This is a genomic window from Acinetobacter sp. 797_lipA, from assembly GCF_058243025.1.
Map to the genome: position 1 here is coordinate 719,818 of NZ_JBZAYQ010000001.1, position 15,019 is coordinate 734,836.

At 41.5% G+C, this 15,019-nt stretch carries 15 protein-coding genes and 1 pseudogene; 10 read left to right on the forward strand and 6 right to left on the reverse strand.

The genetic code is table 11. From position 1 onward, the window contains the following. Window position 1 precedes the first annotated feature (1 nt). The 5 genes and pseudogenes from AC4CU2_RS03495 to ftn all read left to right on the forward strand — a co-directional run. Window positions 2-478: pseudogene (locus AC4CU2_RS03495) on the forward strand (TonB-dependent receptor domain-containing protein); the annotation flags it as partial. Window positions 479-552: 74 nt separating this feature from the next. Next, window positions 553-843, forward strand: a complete 291-nt coding sequence (locus AC4CU2_RS03500) for a hypothetical protein (protein ID WP_201952283.1) — start codon at window positions 553-555, stop codon at window positions 841-843. Further along, the gene (locus tag AC4CU2_RS03505; protein ID WP_201952280.1) at window positions 809-1,102 is read left to right on the forward strand and encodes a hypothetical protein; all 294 of its coding nucleotides are present in this window, start codon (window positions 809-811) and stop codon (window positions 1,100-1,102) included. Before AC4CU2_RS03500 ends, AC4CU2_RS03505 begins: the two co-directional genes overlap by 35 nt. A 3-nt stretch (window positions 1,103-1,105) precedes the next feature. Then, a complete protein-coding gene (locus tag AC4CU2_RS03510) occupies window positions 1,106-2,737 on the forward strand; it encodes a PepSY-associated TM helix domain-containing protein (protein ID WP_201952278.1) in 1,632 nt (543 codons plus the stop codon). Between the two features lie 269 nt (window positions 2,738-3,006). After that, window positions 3,007-3,471, forward strand: coding sequence for a heteropolymeric bacterioferritin subunit Ftn (ftn, locus tag AC4CU2_RS03515; RefSeq protein ID WP_004695301.1), 465 nt, complete (start codon window positions 3,007-3,009; stop codon window positions 3,469-3,471). A 101-nt stretch (window positions 3,472-3,572) separates the two neighbouring features. Here ftn and AC4CU2_RS03520 read toward each other — a convergent pair whose 3' ends face one another. After that, a complete protein-coding gene (locus AC4CU2_RS03520; RefSeq protein WP_201952276.1) occupies window positions 3,573-4,142 on the reverse strand; it encodes a peroxiredoxin in 570 nt (189 codons plus the stop codon). Window positions 4,143-4,292: 150 nt separating this feature from the next. On the opposite strand from AC4CU2_RS03520, the gene AC4CU2_RS03525 reads away from it, so the two are divergent. From AC4CU2_RS03525 to bioD, 5 genes are all read left to right on the forward strand, one after another. After that, window positions 4,293-5,039, forward strand: a complete 747-nt coding sequence (locus AC4CU2_RS03525; RefSeq protein ID WP_201952273.1) for an alpha/beta hydrolase family protein — start codon at window positions 4,293-4,295, stop codon at window positions 5,037-5,039. Window positions 5,040-5,144: 105 nt separating this feature from the next. Then, window positions 5,145-6,464: an adenosylmethionine--8-amino-7-oxononanoate transaminase gene (gene bioA / locus AC4CU2_RS03530; protein ID WP_201952270.1), complete on the forward strand. Its 1,320-nt coding sequence runs from the start codon at window positions 5,145-5,147 to the stop codon at window positions 6,462-6,464. Next, the gene (locus tag AC4CU2_RS03535; protein WP_201952267.1) at window positions 6,461-7,618 is read left to right on the forward strand and encodes an 8-amino-7-oxononanoate synthase; all 1,158 of its coding nucleotides are present in this window, start codon (window positions 6,461-6,463) and stop codon (window positions 7,616-7,618) included. The genes bioA and AC4CU2_RS03535 overlap by 4 nt, the downstream gene beginning before the upstream one ends. A gap of 7 nt (window positions 7,619-7,625) precedes the next feature. Next, window positions 7,626-8,405: a malonyl-ACP O-methyltransferase BioC gene (gene bioC, locus AC4CU2_RS03540; RefSeq protein ID WP_490768272.1), complete on the forward strand. Its 780-nt coding sequence runs from the start codon at window positions 7,626-7,628 to the stop codon at window positions 8,403-8,405. Further along, the gene (gene bioD, locus AC4CU2_RS03545) at window positions 8,402-9,046 is read left to right on the forward strand and encodes a dethiobiotin synthase (RefSeq protein WP_078426138.1); all 645 of its coding nucleotides are present in this window, start codon (window positions 8,402-8,404) and stop codon (window positions 9,044-9,046) included. The genes bioC and bioD overlap by 4 nt, the downstream gene beginning before the upstream one ends. A gap of 71 nt (window positions 9,047-9,117) precedes the next feature. On the opposite strand, the gene AC4CU2_RS03550 is transcribed toward bioD, so the two are convergent. The 5 genes from AC4CU2_RS03550 to AC4CU2_RS03570 all read right to left on the reverse strand — a co-directional run bounded on the left by AC4CU2_RS03550 (window position 9,118) and on the right by AC4CU2_RS03570 (window position 14,450). Then, window positions 9,118-9,534 carry an ExbD/TolR family protein gene (locus AC4CU2_RS03550; protein ID WP_004695313.1) on the reverse strand — a complete coding sequence of 139 codons (417 nt, stop codon included), beginning with the start codon at window positions 9,532-9,534 and terminating at the stop codon, window positions 9,118-9,120. A gap of 18 nt (window positions 9,535-9,552) precedes the next feature. Beyond that, on the reverse strand, window positions 9,553-9,978 hold the full coding sequence (locus AC4CU2_RS03555) for an ExbD/TolR family protein (protein ID WP_078389253.1): 426 nt from the start codon (window positions 9,976-9,978) through the stop codon (window positions 9,553-9,555). Window positions 9,979-9,996: 18 nt separating this feature from the next. Then, window positions 9,997-10,878, reverse strand: a complete 882-nt coding sequence (locus AC4CU2_RS03560; protein WP_205667662.1) for a MotA/TolQ/ExbB proton channel family protein — start codon at window positions 10,876-10,878, stop codon at window positions 9,997-9,999. Window positions 10,879-10,912: 34 nt separating this feature from the next. Continuing rightward, window positions 10,913-11,611 (reverse strand): energy transducer TonB, encoded by a 699-nt coding sequence (locus tag AC4CU2_RS03565; RefSeq protein ID WP_004695319.1) that lies wholly within the window; start codon window positions 11,609-11,611, stop codon window positions 10,913-10,915. Between the two features lie 151 nt (window positions 11,612-11,762). After that, entirely contained in the window at window positions 11,763-14,450 is a 2,688-nt protein-coding gene (locus AC4CU2_RS03570; protein ID WP_205667663.1) for a TonB-dependent receptor, read from the reverse strand. Window positions 14,451-15,019 lie beyond the last annotated feature (569 nt).

Sequence of the window (15,019 nt, forward strand, 5' to 3'; positions counted from 1 at the left end):
TACTCAAATAACAACAGATGATGCCAAAACGCGTTCACGCGGTATCGAACTTTCAACAGCAGGACAGCTAACCGAAGACTTAAGTTTGATGGCGAACTTAGCTTATATCGATGCTGAATATGTGAAATCAGGGACAGCATCTCAAGTTGGCAATACGGTAATCGGTACGCCTGATTTTACTGCGGGGCTAGGTCTGGACTATAAAATACCTGTCGTTGAGGGCTTGAGTGTAAATGGTCGTGCTTCTTATGTTAGCGAGCAGTACTTAGATTCTACAAATAAGTTAGAACTGCCTGATTATACGATTGTAGATTTGGGGGCTAAATATGCGACAAAAATTGGCGGTGTAAATACTACCTTTAGAGCCAATGTAGATAACGTGACTAATAAAAAATACTGGGAAGGTGTGTTCAACTCTTACTATGCAACGGTTGGTGGTGCACGTACCTATAAACTTGGCGTCACTTTCGATTTCTAATTTTTATGATCAGCCCATTGCGATGCAGTGGGCTTTTTTTATGTCTGAATGCTGCCTCATTTAAGTTGAACGCAATGATGAAATTTCTCGGTTTACTCCTGTGCTGTGGTGGTTGTGTGCTGCTGTATTTGACCCATCCTAACCAAACAGTTCTTAAACAGACTGTGGCGAAAAAGTATCGTTGGGTCGGGTGGATTAGTTTTGTTTTTGCATTGGTTCTTTTATTGGCGGTATTACCAAAACTGGTGGCGGTGTTGATGTGGTTACTGATGCCATTGGTGTTGTGGTCAGTACTGCCGTTTATTCCTTTATTACATGGGGCTTTGACGCATGAGGTTACTACGCGATCAAAAGATACAACCTGACTGGTGGACGAAAAGCTTTGCGGGCGCAGTCCTTGGACTTAGCCTAGCTTTCGCTTTAGCTGCATTAATCACGGTGTGGGGACTGCAATCTGAGTATCGTAGTCTTGCTCCACAGTTAGGGATGTGGTCGATTCCTTGGATTTGGCTACCGTTATTTTTTGTGGCCTATTTTATTCCACGCGGATGGCAGTCCATTGTGATTTATCTGTTTTTCAATGTTGTGGCTTACACACTCGTATTTTGGCTCAGAGGGGAATAGAGCATGAAGGTACGTACAGATATTCTCCGACTGGCCAAAGAGTTACATACGTGGGTAGGAATTTGCGCAGGCATTCTCTTGTTCATTTGCTTTTTTGCAGGTGGGCTGAGTATGTTTCAGCATGATTTGAGTAAGTGGGCAACGCCACCGCAACAAAGTTTAAATACGGTTGAATTCCATCAGTATAACGATTTGGTGTCACAGGTACAGCAGCAGTATCCTGAAGCGCAAAAAAGTTTCCAGATCAATTTAAACTCCAAAGAGTTTCATTATGCCCCGATTCAGTGGCAACCTGCGCAAAGTCAAGCACATGATGATCATGCCTTTGATACCGATCAAAGCGCGATGTTAGCAACACTGAAACCAGATGGGACTTTACAGGTTGAACAAGAAAACTTATCTAAACTGGGTTGGTTGATTGAACAACTGCACGAAACGGCAGGCATTCCAGGGATGCTTGGGCATCATACACTCGGTGTTTATGTGATGGGTGTGGTTTCGGTCTTATATTTTTTGGCGCTAATGACAGGTTTAATCATCCTCTTGCCGACATTGGTCAAAGACTATTTTGCGATACGGCAAGGCAAGAACAAAAAACGCTTTTGGCTCGATGCGCATAATGTGATTGGCATTACCAGTTTACCGTTTCATATTTTGATTAGTGTGACGGTGATTGTTTTTGCATTTCATGATTTATTTTATGATGGCTTGGGGCAGTTGGTGTCCAAAGGCAAACCATTGTTTGAACGTCCCGCTGCGGTGCAGATTGTAGATCCAGTTCCTCGACTGGATGTTGAAAAAATACTCTTACAGGTACAGCAGCAAGCGCAGGGCTATGAGGTCTCGTCTGTAAGCTTTAACAATCTAGACCAACCCGCCAAGGCATCGGCACGCGTCAGTTTATATAGTCCAGATCAGATGTTACGTGGTGATAACTTCGACGTGATGTTTTTCAATCCTTATCAGCCTGCACCTTATAGTACAGCCAATTTAAATACCCAAAGTTCTGGTCTAGATCAACTGATTAGATCCATGTTCAGTTTGCACTTTGGTAACTATGGTGGAGATTTTACCCGTTGGTTGTATTTGGCCTTGGGTCTGGGCGGAGCATTTTTATTTTATTCAGGCAATATTCTATGGATTGAATCGCGTGTAAAGCGACAAAAAAATCCAAATTTAGCACCACCTGCACAGCGTAAAGATGTGCAATTCATCGCAAACTTAACCATAGGCGCATGTTTGGGAACGGTCTTTGGCATTGTTATGAGTATGTTGATCGGGCGTTGGGCCTATGTACTCAGCCCTGAACTACACAGCATCAACACATGGTTTATGTATATCTATTATGCGATTTTTATCTTCAGTTTAATGCTGAGCTTTGTATTGGGCGCGGCGCGAGCATTACCAACGTTACTGCGGTCGATTGTGATTGTTTTACTGCTTATGCCTTTGACTTCTGCTATAGCACTGCTCTTACCTGAGATTGGACTATGGTCATCTTTTTCCTCTTTATGGTGGATTGACGTCTTTGCTATTCTTTTTGCAGGGTTATTTTCCCGTTTTTATCGCCAAGCTCAGGCCCGAGTCCAGTCCGCAGAAGTGGGTTCTCTTTGGTCCGTTGCTCAGAAAAAATGAAAGATTATGAACCGTTCTAAGGTTGAAATAAGAAGCATTTTTAATGGTTACAAAATGAAGCACAGGGCTGTTCAAGCCTAAAAAGCCTTTGTAAAAGCGGTGAAGTTTTGCAAAGGCTTCTTTTATAACTATTATTTTGATGATTCATACTGCAAATGCGTATGTTTCTCATTTTAATTTTATAAAAATCATAAACTTACATAATTTATCTTTTGCAAAGTGAATTAAATGTGTCCATAATGGTTGCATTAGAGAATGGAGATTTTGAAATGCGTGGCAATCCTGAAGTCGTAGACTACTTAAATATGTTGATCGGTGGAGAATTGGCTGCACGCGATCAATATCTCATTCATTCACGTATGTATGAAGATTGGGGTTTGAGCAAAATCTTTGAACGTATCGATCATGAAATGCAAGAAGAAGCACAACATGCGGATGCGATTATTCGCCGTGTTTTGTTTTTGGAAGGCACACCGAATATGCAACGTGATGACGTTGAAATTGGTGAAGATGTGGTTTCATGCTTAAAAGCCGATTTAAAGCTTGAATATCATGTACGTGAAAAATTAGCGCAAGGCGTAAAATTGTGTGAAGAAAAGGGTGATTACATTACCCGTGACATGTTACGTCAGCAAATGTCAGATACCGAAGAAGATCATACTTATTGGTTAGAAAAACAATTACGTTTAATTGAATTGATTGGTCTGCAAAACTATATTCAGTCTCAAATGTAAGAGATGCCAGCTACCAGTTTTATGTAAAGGTGGCTTTTGCATTTACGTACTGAGTAATCAAAAAGCCTTCGAATCAATGTCCGAAGGCTTTTTTGTATGGGTTATTTTTTAGAGAACTTTTGAATATCTGCTAATACTTGTCCTGCATGGGTTTGGGTATTCACACTGCTGTAGTGATAGACCACCGTACCTTGTGGGTCAATCAGAAAGGTTTCACGTTTCGCAATTTTCGCGATGCCCAAGTTCCGCACGATGCCGAGTTGATTTGCCAGTTGATGATTGTGATCAGCCAAAATAGGGAAATTCAGTCCCAACTTTTTAGAAAATTTTTGATGCGACTGTACATCGTCCACACTCACGCCTAAGACCACCGCATTATTTTTGCTAAATTGTGGGTAGAGTGCTTTGAACTGATTGGCTTCTTGGGTGCAGCCCGGCGAGTCATCCTTCGGATAAAAATATAACACCACCCATTTGCCTTGATATTGTTTGAGCTCATGCCATTTGGCATTTTGATCTTGTAACTTAAAACTCGGTGCGGGCTTGCCTACCCATTGTTTTTGGTCTGATGAAGCGCTTGAAAAAGCCGGTGCTGCATAAGTGGCGCTACTGATGGCACAGAAACTACCTAGCGAAATTAAGCTAATCGTTGCCATTTGCATTATTTTCATTGTGTAGGCTGTCCAGAAATGTATTTCATTGATCTTAGCAAATTTTATGGCACTAAAGTGCTGAGATTCTGGTGTCTAAATCTGAATTATTTAAATTTACTGTTCATTCAAAGGGCTTGCTTTGCAACGGAGTCTGAGGTTTTATACTGTTTGAAATTTACAGTTTTAGAGTCTGCATTGAATCAACGTATTTTACTCATCACGGGCTGGGGTGGTGGAGCCAAGTTACTGCAACCTTTAACTCATGCTTTGCAGCATAATGGCCATTCGGTTGAGCTGATCAATATTTTTAATGGATTGGATACACAGGCGTTGCAGCAACATGCTGAACAAGCCAAAGACTTTGATGTCATTATCGGTTGGTCTTTGGGGGGGCAACTGGCGACTTTATTGGTCGAGGCTGTTGAACAGCAGTATCAACAGCAAAAAGCATTAATTACTCTGGCTTCAAATCCGTGCTTTGTGGCGCATGAAAACTGGCCAACCGCGATGAGTCCAGCGACATTTCAAAACTTTAAACAATCCTTCGAAGAAGATGCGATTGCAACCTTAAAGAAATTTGGATTTATGGTATGCCAAGGGACGGCAACCACCAAGCAAGATTTTTTGCAGTTGCAAAGTTTGCTTCAGCCTCAATCTTTAGATCTGTTAAAACAGGGACTCAATTGCTTAGAGCATTTAAATACGGTTGAGATCTTACAAAATTATACGGGGCATCAACTCCATCTGCTGGCTAAACAAGATTTTTTAGTTAGCTACAAAGTCTTGGATAATTTAAAAGCTTTAGGTGCAACTTTTTTAGATGCGATGCTTTTAAGTGGTTCACATGGACTTCCAGTTTTTCATGTCGATGAAGTAACTGACAAAATCTGCCAATATTTACAAAAAATGGATTAAACAATTCGCTGAGTGGCGAATATCGCAATTTCTTTTTGATGCGCGCAGGTTTAAGATCAGTCAAATTGAAATTTTGCTGTAACTGTAGTCGATATGGAGTTAAGGATGACTGAGATCAATGCCAAATTGGATGGTGAGTTGGATGACTTGGCATTTGATCGGGAACATATTTGGCATCCTTATACCTCGATGACCAATCCGCTCCCCACCTTTAAAGTTAAAAAAGCCTTTGGTTCAACCATTGAACTAGAGGATGGTAGTCAGTTGATTGATGGAATGTCTTCGTGGTGGTGCACCATACATGGCTATAATCATCCTGAACTGAATCAGGCTGTGACGGATCAACTGCAAAACATGTCGCATATTATGTTTGGTGGTTTTAGCCATGATCCCGCCATTCAACTGGGCAAATTACTGTTGCAAATCACCCCGCCAAGTTTAGATAAAATTTTCTATGCAGACTCGGGTTCTGTTGCGGTTGAAGTGGCGTTAAAGATGGCAGTTCAATATTGGACTTCGCTTGGGAAACAAGACAAAACCAATTTTGTCACTCCGCGTTCGGGCTACCATGGTGATACATGGAATGCGATGTCGGTCTGTGACCCTGTCACAGGGATGCATCAAATTTTTGGCTCAAGTTTACCCAATCGTATTTTTGTTCCTGCACCGCAAGTTGCCTTTGATGCAGCATGGAATCAGGATGACGTCCATGAGCTTGAAAACACCTTAGCTACACAGCATGAAATTATCGCCGCGCTGATTATTGAGCCGATTGTTCAGGGTGCAGGTGGGATGCGTTTTTATCATCCTGAGTACTTACGACAGGCCAAATTGCTCTGCGAAAAATACGGTGTTTTACTGATCTTTGATGAAATTGCGACGGGTTTTGGGCGTACGGGGAAGCTCTTTGCTTGGGAGCATGCACAGGTCGAACCTGACATTATGTGTATGGGTAAAGGTTTGACAGGCGGCTATATGACCTTGTCTGCAACCTTAACCACAAAGCATATTGCTGAAACCATCAGTCGAGGCGAAGCGGGCGTATTTATGCATGGTCCAACGTTTATGGCCAATCCCTTGGCGTGTGCGGTGGCCGCGAAAAGTACAGAACTCCTCATTTCACAAGATTGGCAAAGCAATATTCAACGCATTGAAACACAACTTCGTACCGCCTTGACCCCGTTGCAGTCACTTGAATATGTACACGAGGTTCGTGTATTGGGTGCTATTGGTGTGGTTGAGCTGACGTTTAATGTGGATATGAAGACCTTACAACAGGAGTTTGTCCGCCGTGGTATTTGGGTGCGACCTTTTGGAAAACTGGTCTATGTGATGCCCCCTTATGTGATTAGTACACAGGAACTCAAGACCTTGCTTGAGCAATTGGTTGAAGTGGTCGTGCAGATGCAGGAGCCTGTTGTATGAAGCATGTAGAGCATTTTGCAGCACAACTGGATGTGCTTAAACAGCAAGGCAATTTGCGCCAGTTCACGTCCAATGTGCAGCAAGGGCGGATGATTCGAATCCATGATCATGAGATGTTGAATTTGGCATCGAATGACTATCTAGGATTGGCTGCAAATATTGAATTGCGAGAGCAGTTTTTCGATGAAACACCGAACGCACAGCGCTGGATGAGTTCAGCTTCTTCACGTTTATTGACGGGTAATTTTCCAGAATATGAACAGTTTGAGGCCAGCCTAAGTCAGGCTTTTCATGGTCGAGCGGCTTTGGTATTCAACAGCGGCTATCACATGAATATTGGTATTTTACCTGCGTTAGCGGACAGTAAAACGCTAATTCTGGCTGATAAATTAATCCATGCCAGCATGATTGATGGTATTCGTTTATCGACAGCGAAGTTGGTACGTTATCGCCATAATGACTTGGCACATTTAACCCAACTTTTACAGAAGTATCATACCGATGATACTTTTGATCGAATCATTGTGGTGACGGAGTCCATTTTTAGTATGGATGGTGATGAAACCGATTTGGCTGAATTGGTTCGCATCAAAAAACAGTTTGAAAAAGTCATGCTCTATGTCGACGAGGCACATGGCATCGGTGTGCGTGGTGAGCAAGGTTTAGGCTGTGCCGAACAATATCAAGTGATTGATGAGATCGACTTTTTGGTTGGTGCTTTGGGTAAGGCTATGGCTTCAATTGGTGGTTATCTGATTTGTCATCCTGTGATTCGAGACTATCTCATCAATACGATGCGCCCATTGATTTTTAGTACGGCACAACCGCCGATCTGCATGGCGTGGAGTAACTTTATCTTGCAACAAGTTTTGCAGTTAAAGACCTCAAGACAGCATTTACACAGTATCAGTCAGACCTTGCAGCAAGCAGTTCAGACCAAAGGTTTTGCTTGTCCTTCAACGTCTCAAATTGTCCCTGTGATCATCGGGGATTCGAGCAAAACGGTAGAGAAGGCAAAAGCTTTGCAACAATCGGGTTTTTATATTATGCCTGTACGACCACCGACTGTGCCGCAGCATAGTTCTAGACTACGTATTTCCTTGACCGCTCAAGTTCGCCATACTGATTTAGATCAGTTGATTCAGTTGTTGTGAGTGAGTCGTGAAGAATTTAGAGATTGATAAATCCCAAGTCGCATTGCGCTTTGCTCAGGCAGGGCAAAGCTACAGTGAGCATGCGGTTGTGCAAAAACAAATTGCGCGACAGCTTTTTAATTTAATCCAATGTTATGCCACTAAAACGCAATTTGAGCGGGTGTTTGAAATTGGTTGTGGTTCAGGCAATTTAAGCCATTTATTGCTGAAAGATTTCCAAATTCAGCACTATCTACTGAATGACTTGTATGCCGAGGTGCAGCAGCACTTTCAGGGTTATTCGAATATAGACTGGTTATTGGGTGATATTGAACAGCTTGTTTTTCCAGCTCATTTAGAACTGATTGTATCGACCTCTGCACTGCAGTGGATGACGAATCTTGATGCTGTTTTTCAGAAAGCGAATGGCAGTCTGCTTCCACAAGGGCTGTTTTGTTTTTCCACTTTTGGGGAGCGGAATTTACAAGAGATTAAGACCTTAACGGGGCAAGGTTTAGATTATGTCAACCTCGATCAACTACGGGAAAAATTGCAAAACCAAGGCTTTGAAGTTCTGCATTTGTCTGAACAGATTGAGTACTTAGACTTTGCGACACCGAAACAGGTACTGCAACATTTAAAAGCCACTGGTGTCACGGCAACTGCATCGAGCTTTCGTTGGACCAAGCACTCGCTCGAATGCTTTTATCAAGATTATCAACAATTTTCACAACTCGATACATTAGGACAGATTCATTATCGCCTGAGTTATCACCCTATTTATTGTATTGCACGGAGAATGCCATGACTGGATCAGTTTACTTTATCAGTGGAATCGATACAGGCATTGGGAAAACCTATACCACGGGCTACTTAGCCAAGCTTTGGAATGAGCAAGGCCAAAAAACCATTACCCAAAAGCTAGTGCAAACGGGCAATGTTGATGTTTCTGAAGACATTGAACAGCACCGTAAAATTATGGGTATGGGCTGGTTTCCTGAAGATGACAGTAAGCTGACCATGCCTGAAATTTTTAGTTATCCTGCATCGCCACATTTAGCGACTAAAATTGATGGTCGTGAGATTGATTTTGCAAAAATCGAGCGTGCTACTCAGCAGCTGGCTGAAAAATATGAGGTGGTGTTGTTAGAAGGTGCGGGTGGTTTGATGGTGCCTTTAACCACAGATTTGCTTAGCATTGACTATATTGCAGCCAAGCAACTGCCTGTCATTTTGGTGAGTTCGGGGCGTTTGGGCAGTATTAACCATACCATTTTAAGTTTAGAAGCACTGAAAAGCCGTGGTTTAGAGCTTTACGCTTTAGCCTATAACTTAAATGATGAGTCACAAGATGAACTCATTTCTAAAGATACTGCGAGCTATTTAAAAGCTTATTTGGCGACACATTTTCCCCAAGCATTGTGGATCGACATCCCCGTATTGAAGTAATTCGTAGAGTCATTAAAAAAGAAAAAAACCGCTAACAGCAAAAGTTGTCAGCGGTTTTTTGACGGTTTTATTTATTGATTACTCACGACTCCAATTTTTTTCACATCAAGGCGTTGGGCTGCGGCCATGACCATCGCAATGTATTTATATTCCGTTGCGCGGTCAGCTTTGAGTTTAATTTGGTCTTGATCTGCTTTTTGAGCAACGGTTTGAAACAAGGCTTCGAGCGCTTGTTTGGACTCCACAGCTTGTTCATTCCAAAACATTTTGCCTTGAGCATCTAAGCGTAGTTCCACGATTTCAGGTGGTTTTTCCTGAACTGGTGGTGGTGTGCCATTCGGGAGGTTGATATTAATGGCGTTGTTTGGCAATGGAATCGTGATAATGAACATAATCAGTAATACCAACATGACATCAATCAAAGGCGTCATGTTGACATCAAGCATCACATCTTCATCATCTTGATTGGAACCAACATTCATACCCATAGCTGAATCCTTCTTTGATTAAGGTGAAGAGGGCGGTGTGGTGACAAAGGCAATTTTGCCAATGCCCGCTTGCTGCGTGGTGGTAATGACTTGGTCAATCGCATCATAGGGGGTGAGTTGGTCACCACGAATGTGGACATCGGGCTGAGGTCTCTTTTGTGCCTCTGTTTGGAGTCGTGCCAGTAAGGTGGCTTTATCGGCAATGTAACTTTCATTCCAGAAAATATCGCCATTTTTATTGACTGCAAGTTGAATATTTTCAGGTTTGGTTTCATAAGGCACATTCTTTTCTTCAGGCAAATTGACTGGTACGGTATGAACTGCAACAGGCACTGTAATGAGAAAAATAATCAGTAAAACCAACATAATATCAACCAATGGTGTGGTATTAATGGTTCCGATTACATCATCATCGCTGTCATTTGAATTTACCGTCATTCCCATGGCTGATTCCTCATGTTCTTATTTCATGTCACGGTTAACAGGATTGTTGGTGCTGATTTCACCACTTAACAGCACCGCATGCAGGTCTGAACCAAAGGTACGGACTTCTTCCATCACGGCTTTATTCCGGCGGGTTAACCAGTTGTAACCAAGCACTGCTGGAACAGCCACGGCTAAACCAATTGCAGTCATAATTAAGGCTTCACCCACAGGGCCTGCGACTTTATCAATAGATGCTTGACCCGATACCCCAATCGCGGTTAACGCATGGTAAATTCCCCAAACGGTACCGAATAAACCCACGAAAGGTGCGGTTGAACCTACAGTTGCTAGAAAAGCCAGCCCACCACTTAAATGGCTGTGAATTTTGTCGATAGCACGTTGAATCGAGATAGTGACCCAAGTATTAAAGTCGATCCGTTCTAATAATGTTCCACCATGATTTTTTGTCGACTTAATGCCTTTTTCAGCAATAAAGCGATACACACTGGCATCATCTAAACCTTCAGTTGCAGTATCGAGAGAGGTTGCTTCCCAAAAGTTTTTATCGGCATGTTGGCCTTGTTTGCGAATTTTGCCTTGCTGTAAGCACTTGGTGATGATGATGTACCATGTCCCAATCGACATAATCACCAAAATAAACAGCGTCACTTTAGACACCAGATCACCTTCTTTCCACATTGCTTCTAAGCCATAAGGGTTATGTACTTTTTCTGAAGCAGTAGGTGCTTTTTCAGCTAAGGGTGGGGGAACAGGTGTTGCTGCTTTTTCAGTCGTGGTGACTGGTGTAGTCAGTGCTGTAGTGGGCGCAGCGGTTTCCTCTGCAAAAACAGCTTGTAGAGGAAGTAATGTGCTTATTCCAAGTAGGCTTGCTGCGGTAAAGTTTTTTAATTTTTGCATTGTGTAACTCCTAATGTCGGCTGATCTTTTTCAATTATTCGAGAACAAATTCGTATGGGATGTCGAACCAAGCGCTTTGAGCTACGCCATCTTTCATTGCAGGTTTAAATGTGCACAAGCTATACGCTTTCGTTGCTGCTCGGTCTAAAGTACGGTCACCTGTTGAGCGTTTCACTTTGACTTCTTGCGCCTTACCATTGGTATCGACAAAGACCGAAATCAGTACGGTGCCAGAAATGCCACTCATCTCTGCTTCGCGTGGATAGCTTGGAGCTTTACAACCAGCTTCACCTTCCGAGACTCCACGTGTAACACCTGTGGGTTTGGGTGCAGGTGATGGAGCAGCGGCAGTCGGTGTTGGGGTTGGAGATGGGCTTGGAGAAGGCGATGATGCAACTGGCGTCGGCGTGCTTATCGTCGGTTTAGTGACGGGTGTAGCAACTGTTTTTTGCACTGGGACTACTTTTTCTACAGGTTTAGGGTCAGGCTGCTGCGCTACTTTTTCCACCATTTTTGGTGGCTCTGGTGGAACTTCTTTAGGTGGTTCAGGCTCAGGCGGCTTGATATCTTGCAGAATGACCAATTCCACAGGTTCGGTTGAGGGTTTGACAATATCTTTTGCCAAGCCCGCCATTAGCACCAAGCCAACAAGAACATGTAAGAAAATCACAACGCCAATACCTGTGAGTTTTTTGGCGGAGTTTTTTTCTAAATCTTCAAATGTAGTGCCCATAGTTACTCCTAAAATGTAATCTTTGATCCGTACATAACTCTAGAAATGAAGTTGCTAAATTTTGATCAAAATAATAATAATCTTCTAAATTAAAGAGTTAATTTGAGTCACTACAACAGAGGGAAAACCATGTTGTAGTGGTAAGGATGTATTAGAATTTATAGGTACCACGAGCGAAGTAGGTACGTCCTACTGCATCTGCATAACGTGGGTCGTATCCCATTTGGAAGTTATCTAGTACATTTGACGCTGGTGGTTCAGCATCAAACATATTCTTGAGCCCCATGGTGAGCTCTAAATTTTTAAAACCTTTATAAGTACCAGATAAGTTGTAGGTTATGTAATCGCTTACTTTATGGTCTTGGCCGCCTGAGTTTTGATCTGTGTAGCCTTTAGAGAAATTTTGTTGTAAGTTTATTGCCCAATTTTCATAGCGCCAGTCTAAATTGGCGGTATGTTTCCAGCGTAAAACAATTGCTTGATAATCTAAGCCAGCGTAACTACCTGCTACGCCAATCCAAGGCATACCTTTGTTTTCTTGGTATTGGTAATCTGTTACATAAGTGCCATCAATACTCGCTCCAAACTGTCCAGTAGTTGTCATTGGAGAACGCCAAGCGATACCTGCATCAAAACCAGAAGTTTTAATACCACCTAAGTTTTGATTCGTTGTATTGATATAGTTGAGAGAACCATCAGCATTGCGGATAAATTTATCCGCATATTTTACTGGGTCAGCAAAAATGGCCGTCTCAGAAATAGTTGTGATTTGATTCTTCACTTTGATATCGAAATAATCTAAGGTAAATACAAGATTTTTAATAGGTTCAAAGACGATGCCAGCAGTAAATGAATCAGACTTTTCTGGTTCAAGGTCTTTATTACCACCATTCTGACGATCAAACTGCATACCGCAATCACGTGCTGGTAGCGATCCTGTCGCAGGTACGCCTCCAGGGCAAAGTACAGGGTCATTGTAAGTTGCTGCTGTATTAGTTACCGATTTTGGTGAATACATTTCTTGTAAGGTTGGTGCTCTAAATCCTTTTGTATAGCTTGTTCGGAACATTAATTGTTTAAGTGGTTCCCAACGAAGAGAAAATTTTGGATTGAATGCGTCACCAAAATCGCTGTAATCATCGTATCGGGCTGCAAGTTGAGCCTCTAAAGTTTTATGCAAAGGAATGTGTAATTCAGTGAAAACAGCTTTAATATTGCGCGAACCTTCATTGACAGGTTCTGTGGGATCTACGCCTGTGCTTGGGGCAACACTTGCAATTTCTGCAAGCGTTTTTGATTGCCAATCATCACGGCGATAGCTTGCGCCGATAGCAAATCCTACGTCACCTGCTGGTAAAGTATAAATTGGGCGGCTTGCGGTAAAGTCGACAGTGGTTGAATCTAATTTGGCATCTAAATATTGCCCTGTAACACTTAAATCACTCCATACATTGCCATCTACCTCGCTTTGTGCACCAAAGGGATTGAGTGTGCCATTCAATAATGCCGCAGCTGTTTTATCATAATTGAGATAACCGCTTAAAATATTATCGGCTGCGTTGCTACGGGCATAGGTTATGCCAGTGTTAATATCCCAGCCATATGCATCCCCTTCTAGACCTGCAAATATACGATGTGAATCATTCACACTACTACTAACTCGGTTACCAGCTTGAGAACGAAGATATAACTCAAGAGGGCCACTGACATTATCCATTGCAGGCGTAATTCCTTTGCCAGGATAATATTTACTAGATGGATTCATGGGTAAGTCAAAGAACACGTCTGGAGCAACTGATGTCGTGACTTCACTTCGCGCGTAGACGTACTCACCAATTGCATTAAAATTATCATTAATTTTTGTAGTGATACGCCCCATTACAGATATGTCTTCTGTTTGAGGGATGATACCAATAACAGCCTGACTGTTATAACGACAAGTTACACCATCATTACTGAAGACGAGAGGGCTATTACCGCAACCTGTTTTTGCATAAGGGTTACCAAATGTACCCGTTGCTGTATCATATAAATTAGCTGGAAATGATCCGCTACTGGTTCTATTAACCCCTAACTCGGGTAAGACACCACCGCGACGGCTGGCTTTACGATCTTGCGCCATGATATCTTCGCCGCGACGATAATCAATTACCCCAAAAGCATTAAAACCATTTTCTTCTAAATCACCAAAGCCTCCAAAAATTGAAAAACTTTGTTGTTCTCCACCTTTTTCTTCAGGCTTTTGATAGTCGGCACTAAAATTTAAGCCATTGAACTGTTTTTTGGTAATAAAGTTGACTACGCCTCCAATGGCATCTGTTCCGTAGACAGCAGAAGCACCGTCCCTTAAAACCTCAATGCGATCAAGCATAGCAAGTGGAATGATATTTAAGTTTGTGACACCACTATCATAAGCATTCGCTGCTAAACGCCGACCATTGAGTAAAACCAATGTTTTATTTGCACCTAATCCTCTTAAATTTGCTGATGAACCCTGTGTCCTGCTTGTACCAACATTTGAAGCGGTTACAAAGTTTGATTGGTTGGCAGTGATTTTAGATAAAGCTTCTTCAGTGGTAGTAACGCCTTGTTTGAGAATTTCATCGACTTTAATGACCGTAATGGGTGAAGAACTTTGAGCTGCAACTCCTTTGATAGAGGAGCCAGTGACAGTCACTTTAGCAACTTTTTTAGTTGGTTCTGCTGAGACTGAGCTTTCGGTTTCTTCTGCATGAGCTAAAGACAAACACATCATACTTAAAGTCAGGGTACTTAGTTTAAGTATTGATTTGCTGATGGTTGGGGTCCCCATAGATCGAACAAGTTTGTTTTTTTGCATCGTAAATTCAACCCTTCTTTTTCTATATTTAGCGGTATTGCTGTGCTGATGGAGTGCAAGGCAAATGCCAACTTTCAGGGATAGACAAAAGACTGTGAATTAAGTTATTGGAAAATATTGTTTTATTTTATTATTTGTATGGATTTATGTAACTTTTTTTCATTTTTCTAGAATTTAAAAAATTAAAATGGCAAAAAATTACTTATAAATCGATTAAAAAATAATCATAAAAAGATTATTCATATAATAAGTGATCAAAAATGAGTCGTTATTTTTTGAATTTTTAATACAAAATCTTATTTGTAATTATACTGAAATATTAATATTTATCTTTAATAAATAAATGTTTGTGATGTTTTTTTTGTTTTTTTGTTTTTCTCGTAATGTTCGAATTTGAATCATTGGTGTATTAAATCTGTGCAATAGTTTATTTAAACTGAATATTTAAAAATAGCTACTAATTGGCAAAATGTTTCGATGTGAGTTGAGACTCTCATTTATAACTAATTAATATCCATATATTTTTCTTACAAAATGTTAAATTAGAATGATAAAAAAATAGGCGTGGC

What these genes read in the sequence shown, in the direction of transcription:
- AC4CU2_RS03500 (WP_201952283.1), top strand. Translation starts at nt 553, where the DNA reads ATGATGAAATTTCTCGGTTTACTCCTGTGCTGTGGTGGTTGTGTGCTG.
- AC4CU2_RS03505 (WP_201952280.1), top strand. Translation starts at nt 809, where the DNA reads ATGAGGTTACTACGCGATCAAAAGATACAACCTGACTGGTGGACGAAA.
- AC4CU2_RS03510 (WP_201952278.1), top strand. Translation starts at nt 1,106, where the DNA reads ATGAAGGTACGTACAGATATTCTCCGACTGGCCAAAGAGTTACATACG.
- ftn (WP_004695301.1), top strand. Translation starts at nt 3,007, where the DNA reads ATGCGTGGCAATCCTGAAGTCGTAGACTACTTAAATATGTTGATCGGT.
- AC4CU2_RS03520 (WP_201952276.1), bottom strand. Translation starts at nt 4,142, where the DNA reads ATGAAAATAATGCAAATGGCAACGATTAGCTTAATTTCGCTAGGTAGT.
- bioA (WP_201952270.1), top strand. Translation starts at nt 5,145, where the DNA reads ATGACTGAGATCAATGCCAAATTGGATGGTGAGTTGGATGACTTGGCA.
- AC4CU2_RS03535 (WP_201952267.1), top strand. Translation starts at nt 6,461, where the DNA reads ATGAAGCATGTAGAGCATTTTGCAGCACAACTGGATGTGCTTAAACAG.
- bioD (WP_078426138.1), top strand. Translation starts at nt 8,402, where the DNA reads ATGACTGGATCAGTTTACTTTATCAGTGGAATCGATACAGGCATTGGG.
- AC4CU2_RS03550 (WP_004695313.1), bottom strand. Translation starts at nt 9,534, where the DNA reads ATGGGTATGAATGTTGGTTCCAATCAAGATGATGAAGATGTGATGCTT.
- AC4CU2_RS03555 (WP_078389253.1), bottom strand. Translation starts at nt 9,978, where the DNA reads ATGGGAATGACGGTAAATTCAAATGACAGCGATGATGATGTAATCGGA.
- AC4CU2_RS03560 (WP_205667662.1), bottom strand. Translation starts at nt 10,878, where the DNA reads ATGCAAAAATTAAAAAACTTTACCGCAGCAAGCCTACTTGGAATAAGC.
- AC4CU2_RS03565 (WP_004695319.1), bottom strand. Translation starts at nt 11,611, where the DNA reads ATGGGCACTACATTTGAAGATTTAGAAAAAAACTCCGCCAAAAAACTC.
- AC4CU2_RS03570 (WP_205667663.1), bottom strand. Translation starts at nt 14,450, where the DNA reads ATGCAAAAAAACAAACTTGTTCGATCTATGGGGACCCCAACCATCAGC.